General features: G+C 72.1%; 19 protein-coding genes, 1 tRNA gene and 1 pseudogene. 8 read left to right on the top strand and 13 right to left on the bottom strand.

The window, feature by feature from the left end; genetic code table 11:
* Positions 1-651: 651 nt before the first annotated feature.
* Complete coding sequence (locus AA75_RS33830; protein ID WP_149038532.1) at positions 652-1,143, bottom strand: hypothetical protein; 492 nt, start codon at positions 1,141-1,143, stop codon at positions 652-654.
* Positions 1,144-1,282: 139 nt separating this feature from the next.
* On the opposite strand from AA75_RS33830, the gene AA75_RS48320 reads away from it, so the two are divergent.
* Complete coding sequence (locus AA75_RS48320) at positions 1,283-1,708, top strand: C1 family peptidase (protein WP_158515603.1); 426 nt, start codon at positions 1,283-1,285, stop codon at positions 1,706-1,708.
* 209 nt (positions 1,709-1,917) lie between these two features.
* On the opposite strand, the gene AA75_RS50105 is transcribed toward AA75_RS48320, so the two are convergent.
* Together AA75_RS50105 and AA75_RS33815 are read right to left on the bottom strand one after the other, a co-directional pair.
* Entirely contained in the window at positions 1,918-2,079 is a 162-nt protein-coding gene (locus AA75_RS50105; RefSeq protein ID WP_158515602.1) for a hypothetical protein, read from the bottom strand.
* A gap of 158 nt (positions 2,080-2,237) precedes the next feature.
* A complete protein-coding gene (locus AA75_RS33815) occupies positions 2,238-2,684 on the bottom strand; it encodes an Lrp/AsnC family transcriptional regulator (protein ID WP_033824179.1) in 447 nt (148 codons plus the stop codon).
* Positions 2,685-2,777: 93 nt separating this feature from the next.
* Here AA75_RS33815 and AA75_RS33810 point away from each other — a divergent pair, with 93 nt between their 5' ends.
* Both AA75_RS33810 and AA75_RS33805 read left to right on the top strand, forming a co-directional pair.
* Positions 2,778-3,590, top strand: coding sequence for an LLM class flavin-dependent oxidoreductase (locus AA75_RS33810; protein ID WP_033824178.1), 813 nt, complete (start codon positions 2,778-2,780; stop codon positions 3,588-3,590).
* A complete protein-coding gene (locus AA75_RS33805; RefSeq protein ID WP_033824177.1) occupies positions 3,587-4,027 on the top strand; it encodes a nucleoside deaminase in 441 nt (146 codons plus the stop codon). The genes AA75_RS33810 and AA75_RS33805 overlap by 4 nt, the downstream gene beginning before the upstream one ends.
* Positions 4,028-4,230: 203 nt before the next feature.
* Here AA75_RS33805 and AA75_RS33800 read toward each other — a convergent pair whose 3' ends face one another.
* On the bottom strand, positions 4,231-4,797 hold the full coding sequence (locus tag AA75_RS33800; protein WP_033824176.1) for an EF-Tu/IF-2/RF-3 family GTPase: 567 nt from the start codon (positions 4,795-4,797) through the stop codon (positions 4,231-4,233).
* A 365-nt stretch (positions 4,798-5,162) separates the two neighbouring features.
* Between AA75_RS33800 and AA75_RS33795 the strand changes: the two genes are divergently transcribed.
* Positions 5,163-5,363: a hypothetical protein gene (locus AA75_RS33795; protein ID WP_033824175.1), complete on the top strand. Its 201-nt coding sequence runs from the start codon at positions 5,163-5,165 to the stop codon at positions 5,361-5,363.
* 45 nt (positions 5,364-5,408) lie between these two features.
* Here AA75_RS33795 and AA75_RS33790 read toward each other — a convergent pair whose 3' ends face one another.
* Both AA75_RS33790 and AA75_RS48315 read right to left on the bottom strand, forming a co-directional pair.
* Positions 5,409-5,828, bottom strand: a complete 420-nt coding sequence (locus AA75_RS33790; protein ID WP_051813945.1) for a hypothetical protein — start codon at positions 5,826-5,828, stop codon at positions 5,409-5,411.
* Between the two features lie 57 nt (positions 5,829-5,885).
* Positions 5,886-6,344, bottom strand: a complete 459-nt coding sequence (locus AA75_RS48315; RefSeq protein ID WP_149038530.1) for a hypothetical protein — start codon at positions 6,342-6,344, stop codon at positions 5,886-5,888.
* 257 nt (positions 6,345-6,601) lie between these two features.
* Here AA75_RS48315 and AA75_RS33785 point away from each other — a divergent pair.
* From AA75_RS33785 to AA75_RS33770, 4 genes are all read left to right on the top strand, one after another.
* Positions 6,602-6,681: transfer RNA gene (locus tag AA75_RS33785), tRNA-OTHER, on the top strand.
* A gap of 404 nt (positions 6,682-7,085) precedes the next feature.
* Positions 7,086-7,235, top strand: a complete 150-nt coding sequence (locus tag AA75_RS51125; RefSeq protein ID WP_199520481.1) for a hypothetical protein — start codon at positions 7,086-7,088, stop codon at positions 7,233-7,235.
* Positions 7,232-8,413: a methyltransferase domain-containing protein gene (locus tag AA75_RS33780; RefSeq protein WP_082527028.1), complete on the top strand. Its 1,182-nt coding sequence runs from the start codon at positions 7,232-7,234 to the stop codon at positions 8,411-8,413. Before AA75_RS51125 ends, AA75_RS33780 begins: the two co-directional genes overlap by 4 nt.
* 730 nt (positions 8,414-9,143) lie before the next feature.
* Positions 9,144-9,440, top strand: coding sequence for a DUF3303 family protein (locus AA75_RS33770; protein WP_033824173.1), 297 nt, complete (start codon positions 9,144-9,146; stop codon positions 9,438-9,440).
* Positions 9,441-9,915: 475 nt separating this feature from the next.
* Here the strand turns inward: AA75_RS33770 and AA75_RS33765 are convergent, their stop codons facing one another.
* From AA75_RS33765 to AA75_RS33735, 7 genes and pseudogenes are all read right to left on the bottom strand, one after another.
* On the bottom strand, positions 9,916-10,230 hold the full coding sequence (locus AA75_RS33765) for a WhiB family transcriptional regulator (protein ID WP_033824172.1): 315 nt from the start codon (positions 10,228-10,230) through the stop codon (positions 9,916-9,918).
* 138 nt (positions 10,231-10,368) lie between these two features.
* A pseudogene (locus AA75_RS33760) lies at positions 10,369-11,016 on the bottom strand (HhH-GPD-type base excision DNA repair protein).
* Between the two features lie 817 nt (positions 11,017-11,833).
* A complete protein-coding gene (locus tag AA75_RS33755) occupies positions 11,834-12,406 on the bottom strand; it encodes a hypothetical protein (RefSeq protein WP_033824171.1) in 573 nt (190 codons plus the stop codon).
* Between the two features lies 1 nt (position 12,407).
* Positions 12,408-12,764: a PadR family transcriptional regulator gene (locus AA75_RS33750; protein WP_233289305.1), complete on the bottom strand. Its 357-nt coding sequence runs from the start codon at positions 12,762-12,764 to the stop codon at positions 12,408-12,410.
* Positions 12,765-12,862: 98 nt separating this feature from the next.
* Positions 12,863-13,501 (bottom strand): 4'-phosphopantetheinyl transferase, encoded by a 639-nt coding sequence (locus AA75_RS33745; protein ID WP_033824170.1) that lies wholly within the window; start codon positions 13,499-13,501, stop codon positions 12,863-12,865.
* A gap of 2 nt (positions 13,502-13,503) precedes the next feature.
* Positions 13,504-14,361: a metallophosphoesterase gene (locus tag AA75_RS33740; protein ID WP_033824169.1), complete on the bottom strand. Its 858-nt coding sequence runs from the start codon at positions 14,359-14,361 to the stop codon at positions 13,504-13,506.
* Positions 14,358-15,169 (bottom strand): ABC transporter ATP-binding protein (locus AA75_RS33735; protein ID WP_149038529.1); only part of this gene is annotated, 812 nt, incomplete at its 5' end. The genes AA75_RS33740 and AA75_RS33735, both read right to left, overlap by 4 nt.

Genomic DNA, 15,169 nt, shown 5'->3' with positions numbered 1-15,169 from the left:
CGGCCACGCCGCGTGACCGACCTGCTCAGCAGCCCGTTACGGGGGTGGCGGAGCTGCCGTGAACGGGATCCTAGAACTACTGACGCGGCGTGAACAGCTCTCCGAGCAGGATTGTTTCGGGCGCGAACATGCCATCCGGCGGAGCCGGCACCGTACCCCCCCCAGGCCGGTTCTGGTGCATCCGGTAACCGAGGACGGCTGGGCCCGCCTCCCGCCGGACCCGACCATATGACCGTCGACATCCGAGCCGGGCGAAGCGGCCGGCCCTGCGGCCGTGCACCGGCAGACACCCGCGGCCCAGCGCCGCCGGGCACAACCGCACCCCGACCTCACTGATGGCGCCCGCAACCCCGCATTTGCCCGCCACGACCGCGCAGGACGGCGGGCCGTCGCCTGAGTCGGCCGACTCGGCGAGTAACGGGGACAGGAGCCGGGCCGTGCTCACGCCCCGCGCCCCGCGACCCGCGCCCGAGGGACGGGTGCCCGACCGGCCGAGCGCCGAACCCGTCTCCAGGGCGCGACGGCGCCTCCACCATGCCCGCAGGGCCTGCGTGATCTCCTGCGCCTCGCGGTCAAGAGCACCCAGAAGCCGCGTTCCGTAGTACTGCAGGAAAAGTCGGATGGTTGCATTTCCGCAGGTCAGGAAAACAGTCAGTGTTGCGACACCGGTGCCTGCCAGCCAGAACTGAACGGCTTGGCTTCGTCGAGGCTGTCGATGATGGTCAGCACTTCGACCACTCTTCCGTGGTGCGGGACCAAGAGCTGCGGCACCTGGTCGTCATACCAGCGAAGAGAGCCGACCGGGTCCTGGTGAGACGGCATATGCGGTAGGAGAGCATCCAACAGGGCCTGGAGTTGTTCGAGCTGATCGGGATGGATTTCCTGGCGGCCGGAAAAGGCCCAACCTCCGCTCTCGAGCCTTTCCAGGCCCGCGTACGTGATGCCACCGGTCTTCCATGCCGCGCCACGGGCCGACAGCAGCAGCCAGTCGTCAGGCGGGCACAGGACATCGTCGTAGATAGGCGCGGCTGGCCCCGCCGCCTCAGATTCCAGTCCGAGGTGTCTACGGAGTTCCGCGATCAGTTCAGCAGGCGTGTCCGGGGCCAGGTCAAAGGAGAGAGTGAGTTCGAAGCAGTCAGCCATGCGGGGAAGCATAGGCATGTCGGCTGACAGACCCTCTCAACGCGAGGTGGCTCTCGTCGCCGCCCGGGAAGCGATTACGCGCGGCGAACGCCGACGGCGGCGCCGATCACCTCCCCGGCCACACGACCAAGGCGCCGTCATGGCCCGTCGCTCCCTGCTCGCCCTCACCGCGGCCGCGCTCACCGTAGCCGCACTCACCACCGCGCCCCCCGGCACGACGCCGGCGCACGCCGACGATCTCCCCGACTCCCTCGACTGGCGCACGTCAGGAGCCGTACAACCCGTCCGCGACGAAGGCCTGTGCCCGGACAGTCAGGGATGCGCCACCGCCGCCGCCCTCGAGAGCGCCAGCGAGATCACAACGGGTCAGCACCACAACTACGTCCACGCGCCCGAGGACGGACCCGACCACGTCTCCCCCGGCCCGCAACACCCTCCCCTGCACCCTGGCGTCCCTCCTGCGCGCGGGCGGGCCCAGGCTCCCAGCGGCCGCCATCGGACGCGGGCGGAGTTGCTGAACGGTTACCGCCACAACCCGGCCGGGTCCGCCGGGATGCTCGCCTGAACCTGAAGCGAGACCCCTCCGACATCGACCGCGCCACCGCCGCCGTCACCGCTCCGAGCAAGTGGCGGGCGAAGAACCGGCACCTGATAGATCGACAGGTCGGGCCGGACGGTGTGGGAAGCGGCGGTGAACCTCGCGGCGGACCGCCGGCACCCGCGCGCCCACTGCCGCCCCGGCCGGTGGGCCGCGGTCGCGGGCAGACCGTCAGGTCAGGCCCTTCGGCCCAGAAGGAGGACGAGCAACGCCGGGACCCCGCGCAGCCGGGCGCGGGTGAGGGCGGCGATGGCGGTGAGCGCGATGGCAGTGCCGGCGGCACGGTAGCCGGCGACCGAGGTGGCCACGGCGAGGGTCGCGGGATCATGGCTGGGCATGGAGCTCTCTTCGGGCGAAGGCCCGGCCTGCACCATTGGTCGCGCGGTCCCGGTTGGGGGCCGGTGCGCGACCAGGGCGGTCGGCTGCTGCCCGGAACCCGTAGAACGCGGAGCCCGTGCCTCAGGAGCCCACAGGTTCGGAAGGCGAGCGGGCGGTGTCAGGGCCGGTCGGGTCCGCGATAGGGCAAGGTCTGGCTGTAGACGACGCTCGTGGTCGTGCTGCCGAAGCCGGCCAGTTCATCCATGAGGGTCTCCAGGTGTTCCATGGAGGTCGCGGCCACCTTCAGGGAGTAGCAGTCGTCACCCGTGGTGCGCAGGCACTCCAGGATCTCCCGGCGTTCGGCGAGCAGCCGGCGGAGCGGTTCGTGGCGGTTGCCGGAGTACTTCAGCCGGACGACGGCGAGCACGGGGTAGCCGACCTTGACCAGGTCCACCTCGGCCCGGTAGCCGGTGATGACGCCCAGCGATTCCAGGTTCCGCACCCGTTCCGTGGTCGCCGACGCACTGAGGCTCACCCGCCGGCCCAGTTCGCTGAGGGAGATCCTGGCCTCCCGTTGCAGGTGTCCGATGATTGCCCAGTCGATCTCGTCCAAGTTCACGGCCATACCGGAAATCTACCGGGAGAATCACGGGAAGATACGACTTCTGCCGGGAAGTTTCGGTTCCGGGCAGCGGGATCGCCGGGATAGCCTCGGATCATGCAACTTGGCGTCAACGTACCGAACTTCGGCCCCGGTACCGATCCCGGCGTGCTGCGCGACTGGGCGCGGACCGTGGAGGGCCTGGGCTTCGACCTCCTCATGGTGTCGGACCACGTGGCCGTCACCCCGGATGTGGCCGAGCGGTACCCGGAACCGTTCTACGAGCCGTTCACCGCGCTGTCCTGGCTGGCCGGCGTCACCACCCGGGTGCGGCTGGGCACGACCGTCCTGGTCCTGCCGTACCGGCACCCGCTGCTGCTGGCACGGATGGCCACCAACCTCGACCGCCTGAGCGGAGGGCGGCTCGTGCTCGGGGTGGGCGTCGGCTGGGCCCGGCAGGAGTTCGAGGCGCTCGGCGTGCCGTTCGCCGAGCGCGGCCGGCTGACCGACGAGAGCCTGACCGTCCTGCGGGACACCTGGCGCACCGAGGCCGACGACACCACGATCCCGCTGTGGATCGGCGGCCACAGTGCGGCGGCGCTGCGGCGCACCGCCAGGTTCGGGGACGCCTGGCACCCGCTGCGGCTTCCGCTCACCACGATGCGCTCGGTCCTCGCGGACCACTCGCTGCCGGGGTTCGCCCCCCGCATCGCACTGCGGCTGACCACCGCCCCCGTCGACGGTCCCGACCGGCCGGCCGGCATCGGCACCGTCGAACAGGTCCTCGACGACCTCGAACAGCTCCGCCTGCTCGGCGCCCACACCGTCGTACTCGACCCCTACCACGGAGACCCGGACGAAACCCGCCGACCCCACGCGGCCTGGCAGGCACTCACCGAGGTGGCCACCCACCGGAGGACAGCACCGTGATCACCACCACCGACGAACGGCACCTGCGCCGCGCGATCGCCATCGCGGCCGCCGCCGTCGCCCAGGGCGACGCCCCGTACGGCTCCCTGCTGGTCGGCCCGGACGGCACGATCCTCGCCGAGGCCCACAACACGGTGCGCCGCGACAACGACATCACCGCCCACCCCGAACTGAAGCTGGCCCGCTGGGCGGCCCGCGAGCTCGAACCGCGCACGGCCGCCCGCACCACCCTGTACACCAGCTGCCAGCCGTGCGGCATGTGCGAAGGCGGCATCGCCCGCTCCGGCATCGGCCGGGTCGTCCACGCCCTGTCCACCGAACAACTCGTCGCACTCAACCCGCCATCGGGCGACTGGCCGGCGGTGACACAGGACGGGCCGGCCCTGCTCGACGAAGCCCGGAGCCCCATCGACACCTACTACCGACCCAACAACTGACACCACGCCCACCACCGCCACACCTGCGGCCCCGACACCTGCCCGACCCACCACACCGCACCACCACACCGCCCCCCCGTCCAGCGGAACCCGCCACGGCTCCGACCTGTGACTGGCGGACGCCACCGCCTGAGGCCGGCGCCGAGGCCGAGTCGGAACCCGGGTCCGGGCCGCCGCCCCGCGGACATCCCCGGGACGGGTGGTCAGTCGAGCACCTCGGTGACCAGGCCGGTGCCGAGGTGGCGGATGCTCGTACCGACGTCGCGGGTCTCGATCACCACGCTGAACGCCGTCCCCTGCTCGAAGACGGCCGGACGCTCGAGAGTGATCTCGACGGGCCGATCGAGCGCGGATGCGTCGGCGCCCTCCGGCAGGTGCACCGTCGCCTCCACCACCTGCGACCGCTGCGCGAAGCGCAGTTGGAGCGAGGTGCCGAGCGCCCTGTCCGCGCGGAGTGTCGCCCGCAGCCGGCTGTGCGGCCGAACCGTTCCCGGGGTGGCAAGGACCTGGCCGACCACGACCTGCGTACGGTTGATGTCGGGGATCAGGACCGCGATGTTCCGACCGGCCCGGGCCTCGGTCAGCTGCTTGCGCAACACCCCGAACGTGTCGGCCATGATGCGGCGAGTCGGCAGGAGGCCGACGACCTCCAGCTCGTCCCCGACCCGCACAACTCCCCGCAGGACCTCGCCAGTGACGAACGTCCCGTGGGGGTGGTACCCGAAGACGTCCTCGACCGCCATCAGGAAGGACGGCTCGGTCCCGGGCATGGCGCACTCCAGGGGAAGACGGTCGAAACGAGGTGCCGGACTGATGTTCTACCAGCCGGGCGCTGTCCCGTGCCGCTCATATCCCGTCCGCTTCGAGGCCGTAGCGGGTCCGGCGCCCCCGGATGTCTCCTTCCGGTTCATCGGCACCCGGAAGCGTCGCACCTCCTGCGGCCAGCCGCAGGCGGCCACAGCCTTTCGCACCCGCAGGCGTGCGGCCTGCTCGTGGGGTCCGGTCAAGGGCCATGGTGCCCTGATTTCTGGGCCGTTCGGGAGTTGAATGTATCGCGCGCCGGCGGCCCGCCCAGGCCGAGGCCAAGGGGATCGCCAACACTCCTCTCAGCCAGAAAGCCGACCCCGCCCTGGCGGTGCAGGAAGTCCACTCCTCGTCCATCGGGCGCAGCGACAACACGGTGATCGACAAGAAGGCCGACAAGGCGATCGTCGGCATCGCAACCAACAAGATCACCATCGTCGCCAGGGTCGACGCGAGCAAGATCGAGAACAGCGGCCACGCCCTCGGCGCCGTCGGAGACCTTCACACCCACTACTCGAACCCGGGCTACTGAGCCCAGCGTCCGCGCCAGTCCACCAGGCCCCCTGGCCGGCCGTCATCATCGCGGTCGCCCGTCCAATAGGCCGGCAGCTGAATGACGCTCCTGGCCCCGTGCTACGGCACCGATCAGGGCGGAGAGGGCGAGGGTCACCACAAGGCTTGCCACCGCCACCATGCCCACGCCGACGAGGAACAGGCCGCTGGAGTCGTCCGACCAGTCGTAGTAGGCGGCGGCGGTCAGGCCTGCCGTGGTGCCGAGCACGGCATCCGTGCCGTGGCACCGGAAAGCCGCCCAGGACACCGACGCCAGCAGGGTCAGCACCAGCCCGATCACCTGCCAGGGTTCGTACGGGCCGGTCTCCGAACCGTCGGGGTGAATGTCGTAATGGTGGTCCCAGCCAAGCCAGGCGGCCCATGCCGCGGCCGAGGCGAGAAACAGCAGCAGGGAGAGAACGGGGTTCGGTGGCTTCAGACGCATAACCCAAACGTCCTATCCCGCCCCGGCCCGGGGCCAGAGTACGCGTACTCACTCTCGTCATCCGTCGGGCGGGCTCCCGGACCGACGGGTAGCGCCTCCGCGCGGTCGTCCGGCGGCCAGCGCAAGTTCGCGGGCCGCTTCGCGGGCGGGCAGGGGTTCGGGACAGTCCGGAACAGGCGTGATGGTGACGAGCAGGCCCCGGTCCTCGAGTTGCAGGGCCAGATTCAAGACCCGATCGCGGTGGAGATGACAAGCGGCACGCTCGGCGCAGTCCGTGCCGGGGAATGCGAGCAGGGCGGCACGGTCATCGGACCTGATCGCCACGCCGATGGCGGTGGTACGCAGGTAGGTGATCGCATCAGGCAGGTGGGTGGCCAGGTGCTCGGCACGGACGCTGCAGATGCGGCCGCCGGCTGTCTCTGCGGATTCGCTGAGTGCGACACGGAGTCCGTTCGGGCACCGGGCGACGGCCAGCAGGCGGCTCAGCGCGTACGGGCGAGGGTCGGCAGCATCCAACCGCCGAACTGACCACCCGCCACCTCACCGGCGGCACCCAGCCCACGATCCAGCTCGGCGGGCACCCGGCAGGCCTCTGGTCCGACCCCCACTCCGTCCACTGCGCCTCCGGCCTGTGGCCGCTGCTCCAGGGCAGGCCGGGAAACCCTGGTGCGCCGTAGCCGTCCCTGCAGCAGAATCAAGCCGCACGGCCGACCGGGCCGAGAGCCCGTAGTTCTGCTGTCGGCGCACCACCGGTCCGAGTTCGGTCGGGCTCTGCGGGTGTAGCTCAACCGGTCCAGAGCAACCGTCTCTGATTGCAAGCGGAAGGCTGAGGGTTCAAATCCCTCCACCCGCACTCCGGCTGCAACTGTCAGCCGGCCGGCGAGGCCCGCCCCACGCCTGGGCCGGGCCTCCGCCGTACCGGCAAGGTCTGCAGGAACCGGCCTCGCCCAGCCTCACTCGGCAACACCCCTACCGGGGTACCGGAGAATTCGACGTGCTTCGGATACGTGCCTGTTACCAGCTGTCCGGGCGGACCTGACGCCCGACCAGGTCACCGCGGCCCCTGGAGGGGGTTGACCCGCCCGCCGGGCGGTGTAGTGTGCGCAGTTTTCCGCCGGACGGCACAGCCGCGTATCGGGGCGAGACCAGAGGATGCGCGGCGGGTGGTTCCTGACACTTCGTCGATGCCGCTGTGTGATCGGCCGATCACGGGCAGGATGGTGCCCGGTAGTTGTCGACCGCAGGGGAGGAGACGGCATGGGCAAGCACGGGGGCGGCCCCGGGGACGGGAGCCCGGGGCCGCAGGACGACAGCAACTCGGGCAACAAGCACGGCGGTGTCGGCTCGGACGAGGGCGGCAACAGCTCGGACGGCCAGGGCCCGGCGGACGGCCACAAGTGGCCGTGACAGGCAGTGGGGCACGGACCGGCCGCGAAGGGCTGGTCCGTGCCCTCGTCACCGACGGGACGCTGACCGAGGACTGGGTGCCGGCCTTCCGGGCCGTGCCGCGGGAGGCGTTCGTCCCCGACGTCGTGTGGCCGGGCACGGCGAGCGGCGCCCGGCAGGACCCGGCCGTCGACCGACGCACCGACCCCACCGCCTGGCGGGACGCGGTGTACCGGGACGTGCCTCTGACGTTCCAGTGGGACGACGGCGCACATCAGGGACCGAGCCAGGGCACGGTACCGAGCTCCTCGGTGTCGATGCCGCACATGGTCGCGGGGATGCTCGCCGACCTGGACGTGGCCGACGGGATGCGCGTCCTGGACATCGGTACGGGCGCCGGCTGGAACGCCGGCCTGCTCGCCTGGCGCCTCGGCGACGAGCACGTCGTCACCGTCGAGGTCGACCCCGACCTCGCTCAGGCCGCCCGGCAACGCCTTGCGGCCCAGGGCCTGCACCCGCACTGCGTGACCGGGGACGGCGCCGCCGGACACCCCGGCGGCGCGCCGTACGACCGCGTGATCGCGACGTTCTCCGTCACCGACGTCCCCGCGGCGTGGCTGGAGCAGACCGTTCCCGGCGGGCTGATCGTCGTACCGTGGGGCACCGAGTACGGCGGCGAGGCCGTCGCCCGCCTCACGGTCACCCCGGGCGGCACCGCCGAGGGCCGCTTCACCCGCTCGTCCACGTTCATGCGCATGTGCTCCCAGCGCGGCGTGCGGCCGCCGTTCGACGCCTACCTGCACGGCCGGCCGTGGCCGGCCGACGGCCGACGCTCCACCACGACGCTCTCCCCCGCCCACACCGGCGGCTGGATCGAGCAGTTCGTGATCGGCCTGCAGGTCCCCCGCGTGTTCTGGCGCAGCGAGCGTTACGACGACGGCACCTACACCCTGTGGCTCCACGACCCCACCGACACCCGGTGCTGGGCCAGCGCCGACTGGGAGCCCGGCCGTGCCCGGTACGACGTCGTGCAGGCCGGCCCTCGCTCGCTGTGGGACGAGGTCGAGGCCGCCTGGCGCTGGTGGGACGCACGAGGCCGGCCCGGCTTCACCCGCTTCGGCCTCACCGTCGACGCCACCGGCCAACACCCCTGGCTCGACACCCCCGACCACCCACTCGACATGCCCCGGAGTTCCTAGCGCAGGGCTTCGCCAGATGTTTGCGAGCCCGCGACCTGCGCAGCAGCGGCAACGGCAGCCCTGGCAACTGCGGCTGCACCCACGCCGGCAACGCCGAGGACGACTGCCGGGACGGCGGCGAAGGCAGCTACGGCAGCCGCAGCCAATCCGGATCCCCCATGACCCGGGCATCCAGACGAGGCCGAACCTCCCGTACGCGGGCGCCGCAGTTGCCGACCGTGGGCTTCCTCCAGCAGCGCCTCGCGGGGGCCATCCGGGCCGTTGGGCGGCGACGGGGCGGGGGTGGCAGGCACCGCCGAGGTGCCCACCGTCGGGGTGAGCGACGGCATCGCGGACCGCGATGCCGTGCCCCGGGCGCCGACGGTTGGTGTGCAGCAGGGCCGGCGCCGGGGCGGGCCGCTCCTGCAGCAGGGCCCGGCCCGCTCCGGTGTGACCGCGCACCAGCAGTCCGGCCGGCCGGCCGGTGGGAGCGCTGCGCGACGCCGGCGTCGCGTGCTGCACGGCGACGGTGAGTACCTCCCGAACGAGGCCCGCCGCGGTGACCCGACCACGTATCCGCGGCGGGTGGCTCATGAGGCCATGAGCGGATCCCCCGCCACGTAGCTGCGGCTCGGGGCCGTTCCCGCGCTTGCACCCTGATGCCGCATCCCGGCTGCAGTGACACCGTACCGAGGTCACGCTTGGCTGGTGGCACGCGTGTGCCGGCATGTCGATGAGAGGTGGCTTGGCGATGAGGATGTTGCTGACGGTCCAGATGGACACCGAGAAGGCGAACACGGCCATCACGGGCAAGACCCTGCCCGCGACCATGAAGACGGTCTTCGACCGAATCAAGCCGGAGGCCGCCTACTTCGGGGCACTGGACGGGCAGCGGACCGGGTACATTGTCTTCGACCTCAAGGAGCCGTTGGACATCCCGTCCATCGCCGAGCCGTTCTTCCAGGATCTCGGCGCCAAGGTGACCTTCGTCCCGGTGATGACCTTCGATGACGTCCAGGCCGGCTTGCAGAAGTTCGGATCGAGCTGAGGCCCCGAACACGGCGACAGAAGACCGTCGTCGGGATGGCCCGGGCCGGCATGTCCGGCAGAGCCATCGGCTCGGCCCCGGCAGGGCTCGCTCGGGCCGGCGAAGCTGCTCGACGAGGGCGCGGATCCTCTCCAGATCCGTGCGGCCAGCTCGCGGGTGAGCGCGGCCGCCGCGGCCGGCACCACGTCCCGGCCGACACTGAACGCCCCGTCTCCTCGGTCAGGAACGGCCGGTTTTCTTCCGCGACCGCGCTGCTCAGACGGCCACGCCAGGCGGGGCGCTGGCCGCAGCGCCGTGCCGGCCTGCTCCCGCGTGCTGGTGAGGCCAGCCGATAGGTCTACAGGTCTACTCGGCAATGCTCACTGATACCTCACCAAAGTGATTCGCCCCGCTGACGGCGGCCGTCCGTGCGGCGTGTGTCGTCGGATGGTCGCCCTGGTCCAGCGGCGATGGAGCGGACAGCGGTGCGGGTGGATCAGCCGGTGTGGGCCAACCGATGTGCGTCGGGCCCGGTTCGCCCCTCGTGTTCGGCGCGTGCCGCCTCCAGGAGATTTCGCCAGGACCCCACGGTGGGCCTGCGCTTGAGCAGGGCCCGGCGTTCCCGTTCCGTCATACCGCCCCAGATGCCGTGCTCTATACGGGAGTCGAGGGCCTGGGCGAGGCATTCGGTCCGTACGGGGCAGCCGGCGCATACGATCTTGGCGCGGTTCTGCCCCGCTCCGTCCGTGAACAGCTCGTCCGGATCCGCACTCCGGCACGCCCCCCGGCGGGTCCAATCGGTCTCCAGCACAGCCCAGCCACCGTCCTCTCCCCTGTCTCGGCCTCGCTCTCCACCCTACGCACCGCCCGGAACGCGACAGTACGGCCCTCCCGAGCACAGCGACAGGCAGCTCTCATCCCTTTGAGTGGCTGCAGCGCAGACAGGCCGTCAGACTGCCCCTTTCGTGCTGGCCTGCCCCACCAACTGATCGTTCCAGAATGAACTGAGCCGTGGCTGCGCTCGGTGCACCCGAGGTGTCCGTGCCTCGTTCTTCCTCGCACGGACCTCCTCCAGCGAGTCGGGGCCTGTGACGTCAGCAACGGACCGGAAGACCCCGTCTTCGCAGTAGATTCCGGAAGCCTCACGCCAGCCCGGCGGCCGGACTCCGAGCTGTTCGCCGAGCAGCGCCACCATGATCTGAGACTTCTGACTCCCGAACCCGGGCAACTCGTTGAGACGCTTGAGCAGGTCCTGGCCGCTCACAGCCCCGTCCAGACCGCCACAACCACTCCGCCGTGGCGGGCGACGAGGAAGCGGCACAGGTCGCGCACCTGGCGGGCCATCAGCTGTGGGCAGTGGCGTACGGCGGGCCGGGCCGCGAACAGCTCCGCCAGCCGGCCTGGATCGCATTCTGCCGACACCTGTGCGTCCAGGTCCTCCCGCCCCAGCTGCCGCACGATCATCATGGGCGCGGCGAACTCCCACTGCGGCGACACCTGCCACTCCAGGAGCGCGCCCACCAACACCGCCCAGCGCGCTGCACCCCGGCAGCGCATCCGCGGCCCCCTGCTGCGCGATTCGCACGGTCACCGCCACGACCGGCCTCCTCTCGCCAGAGCCGCCCAGTTTTCCCAGCCCGCCCGGGTTCCCGGCCCGTCGACACGCGACGGCCCCTTTCGGGCAACCGTGGCCACCCGAGTGGAGGGCCTCGGGGAGCCGATCCGTGAGGGGTATGAGCGTTCGACCGGTGCCGCTGCGCCATCCGGGTGGACTGCTGGGGGCATTCGGATCTTTGTGTGCTGTGGCGCGGGTTCCCTGGAGGCAGGGATGGGCTGCGCTGCCGGTTGGCGGCGGCGAGGAAGACCGTGAACGCAGTGCCCGCAGATGATCAGGATGCACAAGGAACGGGCCGGTGGCACGATCGCGTTGCCGTGGGCGCAGCGTCGGAAAGCCGGGCCGGTGCCGGCGGTACCGGTCCGGCCTCCCGGCCCCCGGGGGTCACGTCCCTCGCAGGGTCTCTTTCGTCTGCAGCGCAGGTGCACTCGGCCAGGCCGGGGAGATCGCGAGGGCGAGCAAGGCGGTCGCCGGACGGCAGGGGGTGGGCGAGGTTGCGGGTGCTCCCGCTGCACCCACCGTGGGTTGCCGGTTCCCGCCCGCCGGTGCGTGCGCAGTGGTCCGGAAGACGTCGCCGACAGCCGGGCCGCCGCGCGGTGGGGCGCCGGTCGGGTGGGTCGTGAGGTTCCGTCGGGCTCGCCGGGCGCGCGGGAGTCGCTGGTCGGCGCAGCCTTTCCACATGTTGCACAGGTCGGTGGTCAAGCACGGCATCGGACTCGTCCGGTGTTCCGATTGCGGGATCCAGCCCGGCAGCGTGGGCCCGTCCCGCGGTGACGACTTCGGTCGGCCGCTGGAGGGGTCAGAGTGCCAGGCCGTCCGTCGTGGACCCGGCCCGCCGTTGGTTTCGGCGGCGTGGCAGGGCTCGCCACAGGCGGCCGCAGGCGACCGCGCCGCCCAGCAGGATCACGTAGGTCAGGGGCGTATAGGCTCCGCCGTCGTGGGTGGCCTGCCCCTCGTGCAGGACGAAGGTCAGCGGGCTCTGGAGCCAGGTGACGCCGCCCCAGGTGTAGCTGCCGTCGGCGTGCGTACCCGTCGCGGTGAGGGCCTGCTGGTAGGCGTTCGCCGCCTCGCTGAGGAAGAAGTTGAGCACCAGCGGGGCGGTGAGGGCGAAGAGCGCGGCGGCGAGCCACGAGTGCCGCGGGCCGTCTCCGAGCTCGGCGTCGAGGTACCGCGCGGCCAGCTCTCCGGCGCCGCCGAGCCGGCGCAGCGCCTCGCCGGCGCCGACTTCCGCGGTGGCGGCCAGCAGGTTGGCGCGGACCTCGCGCCGGTGGGCGATCCGGGTGCGGCTGGGCAGGTCGTAGAGGCGCTGGTCGAGCGACCAGACGAGTCGTTCGACGCGCAGCCGGTCGAGCCAGGAAACGGTGTGCGGCATGTCAGGAACCCTTCTGCGGTGCGGCGGACAGCGGACGGGACAGGACGGCGTCGACGCTGGCGACGTGCCGGGCCCAGCCGGCCGCGCCGGCGGCCAGGGCCTCGTGCCCGGCGGCGGTCAGCCGGTAGTACTTGCGCGCCGGGCCGCTGGAGGAGGCGACCAGCCGGGAGGCCAGCCGCCCCTCCCGTTCGAGCCGGGCCAGGGCGGGATACACCGTGCCCTCCAGGACGTCGGCGAATCCGGCGCCCTGCAGGCGCTGGACCACCTCGTACCCGTACGACTCCTGTTCCGCCAGCAGGTGCAGCAGGAGGAGCGACAGGACGCCCTTGAGCAGTTGCGGGTCATGGCTGGAGGTCACAAGTATCAGACTGTCTCTGGTACTCGACAATGTCAAGTAGAGGCACGCGCCAGTCGGAGCCAAACCCCGCATGGGCCCGGGCAAGGGGCACGACTCGGTCAGAGCGGCTCAGCGGTGGCCGTCAGCAGGAGCGGGCCCGTGCTGAGCCAGCGGCCGGCGAAGCCGCGCGGAGCGGGGCCGAGTACCCGCAGGTGGGCGTGCCAGCGGCCGTCCGGGAAGAGCGAGACGTCGGCCTCCTCGAAGCCCAGCGGGCGGCTGGTGAGCGGGTACCAGGCCTTGAAGACGCTCTCCTTGACGCTGAACAGCAACCGGTCCCAGTGGATGCCGGGCGAGCGCAGCCGCAGCGCGGCCAGCCGGGTGCGCTCCTGCGGCAGCGAGACGGCTGTCAGGACGCCGGGGTCCAGCGCGCGGTGCGGTTCGGCGTCGATGCCCAGCGTCGGCAGCTCGCTGCGGCGGGCCACGGCGGCGGCGCGGTAGCCGGCGCAGTGGGTCATGCTGCCGACCACGCCGGCCGGCCAGCGCGGCTCGCCCCGGGGGCCGGGCAGGATGGGCCCGGGCGGCTCGCCGAGCCGGGCCAGCGCCTGGCGGGCGCAGCCGCGCACGGTGGTGAACTCGCGCAGCCGGCCGGGCGCCATGTCCCGGGTCAGCGCGGCCTCCTGGGGCAGCAGGGCGGGGGCGTCGCGGTCGTCCAGGACCTGCGCCCAAGCGGCACCGGCGGGCAGGATCAGGTCCAGCACGGCTACCCCTGTCCGGTCCGCTGCCGGGGGAAGACCGGGCGCAGTCCGCTCGGTCCGCCGCGCGACGCCCACTCGCGCGGGTAGCCGAGCGAGACCTCCAGGAAGCGCACCCCGTCCGCCCAGCTGGTGCGCGGGATGTGCAGGTGGCCGTAGACCACGGCGGCGGCCCGGTGGCGCAGGTGCCAGTCGTCGGTCCGCTCGGTGCCGCACCAGAGCGCGAACTCGGGGTGACGCAGGATCAGGGTCGGTTCACGGCGCAGCGGGAAGTGGTTGACCAGCACGGTCGACAGCTCAGGATCGCACTGGGCCAGCCGTCGCTCGGTCTGCGCCACGCGCGCCGCGCACCAGCTCTCCCGGTCCGGGAACGGGTCGGGGTGCAGCAGCATCTCGTCGGTGCAGACCACGCCGGCGGCGTGGGCGGCGGCCAGCGCCTCGGCCTTCGTTGCGGTGCCACGCGGCCGGAAGGTGTAGTCGTAGAGCAGGAAGAGCGGGGCGATCACCACCGGGCCGCCCGCGCCCCGCCAGACGGGGTACGGGTCCTCGGGCGTCAGCACGTCGATCCGGCGGCAGAGTTCGACCAGCGCCCGGTAGCGGTGGTCGCCGCGCAGCTGGACCGGGTCATCCGGCGGGGTCCACAGCTCATGGTTGCCGGGCGCCCAGACCACCGTGGCGAAGCGCTCGCGCAGGGTGCGCAGCGCCCACTCGATCTCCTCGAAGCGCTCCGAGACGTCGCCGGCCACGATCAGCCAGTCCTGCTCGGACTCCGGCCGCAGCCGCTCGACCACCCGGCGGTTCTCCTGGTGGCCGATGTGCAGGTCGCTGACGGCGAACAGGGTGCCGCCGTCCGGGGGCGAACTCATGCGAAGGCCTCCACCGAGGGCAGCGCGGCGAGCAGGGCGCGGGTGTACTCGGCGGTGGGGTTGGTGAAGACCTCGGTGGCCTCGCCGGTCTCCACCAGCCGGCCGTCCTTCATCACCGCGACCCGGTCGGCCAGATGGTGCACCACGCCGAGGTCGTGCGAGATGAAGAGCAGCGCCAGGCCGAGCTCGCTGCGCAGGTCGGCGAGCAGGTCGAGGATCTGTGCCTGGATCGAGACGTCCAGGGCGGAGACCGGCTCGTCGCAGACCAGCACCTCGGGCTCGGGGGCCAGCGCACGGGCGATGGCGACCCGCTGGCGCTGGCCGCCGGAGAGCTCGGTCGGCCGGCGGCCCAGCAGTTCGGCGGGCAGGCCGACCTGGTCCAGCAGCCGGCCGGTCCGGGCCCGGCGGGCCCGGCCGCGCGGCAGGCCGGCCAGTGCCTCGCCGATCACCTGCTCGACGGTGTAGCGCGGGTCGAAGGAGCCGAGCGGGTCCTGCTGGACGGCCTGGATCCGCAGCCGCTCGGCCCGTCGGCGCCGCTCGGGGACCCCGCTCCAGGGTCGCCCGGCCAGCCGTACGGAGCCCTGGTCGGGCTCGGCCAGGCCGAGCACCAACCGGGCCAGCGTGGTCTTCCCGGAGCCGGACTCGCCGACCAGGCCCAGGGTCTCCCCGGCGGCCAGCTGCAGCGACACCTCCCGCACCACCGGGTGGCCGGCGTAGGACTTGGAGACCCGGTCGACCTCCAGCACCGGCACCGCGGCGGCCGGGTCGCCGGCGGCGCGGTCCGCGCCGCTCGGGCCCGCCGCCCGGC

This window comes from Kitasatospora sp. MBT63 (assembly GCF_000710465.2).
Taxonomy (GTDB): Bacteria; Actinomycetota; Actinomycetes; order Streptomycetales; family Streptomycetaceae; genus Kitasatospora.
Note: the sequence above shows the minus strand (reverse complement) of the source record. Positions and strands in the feature narration are given on the sequence as shown.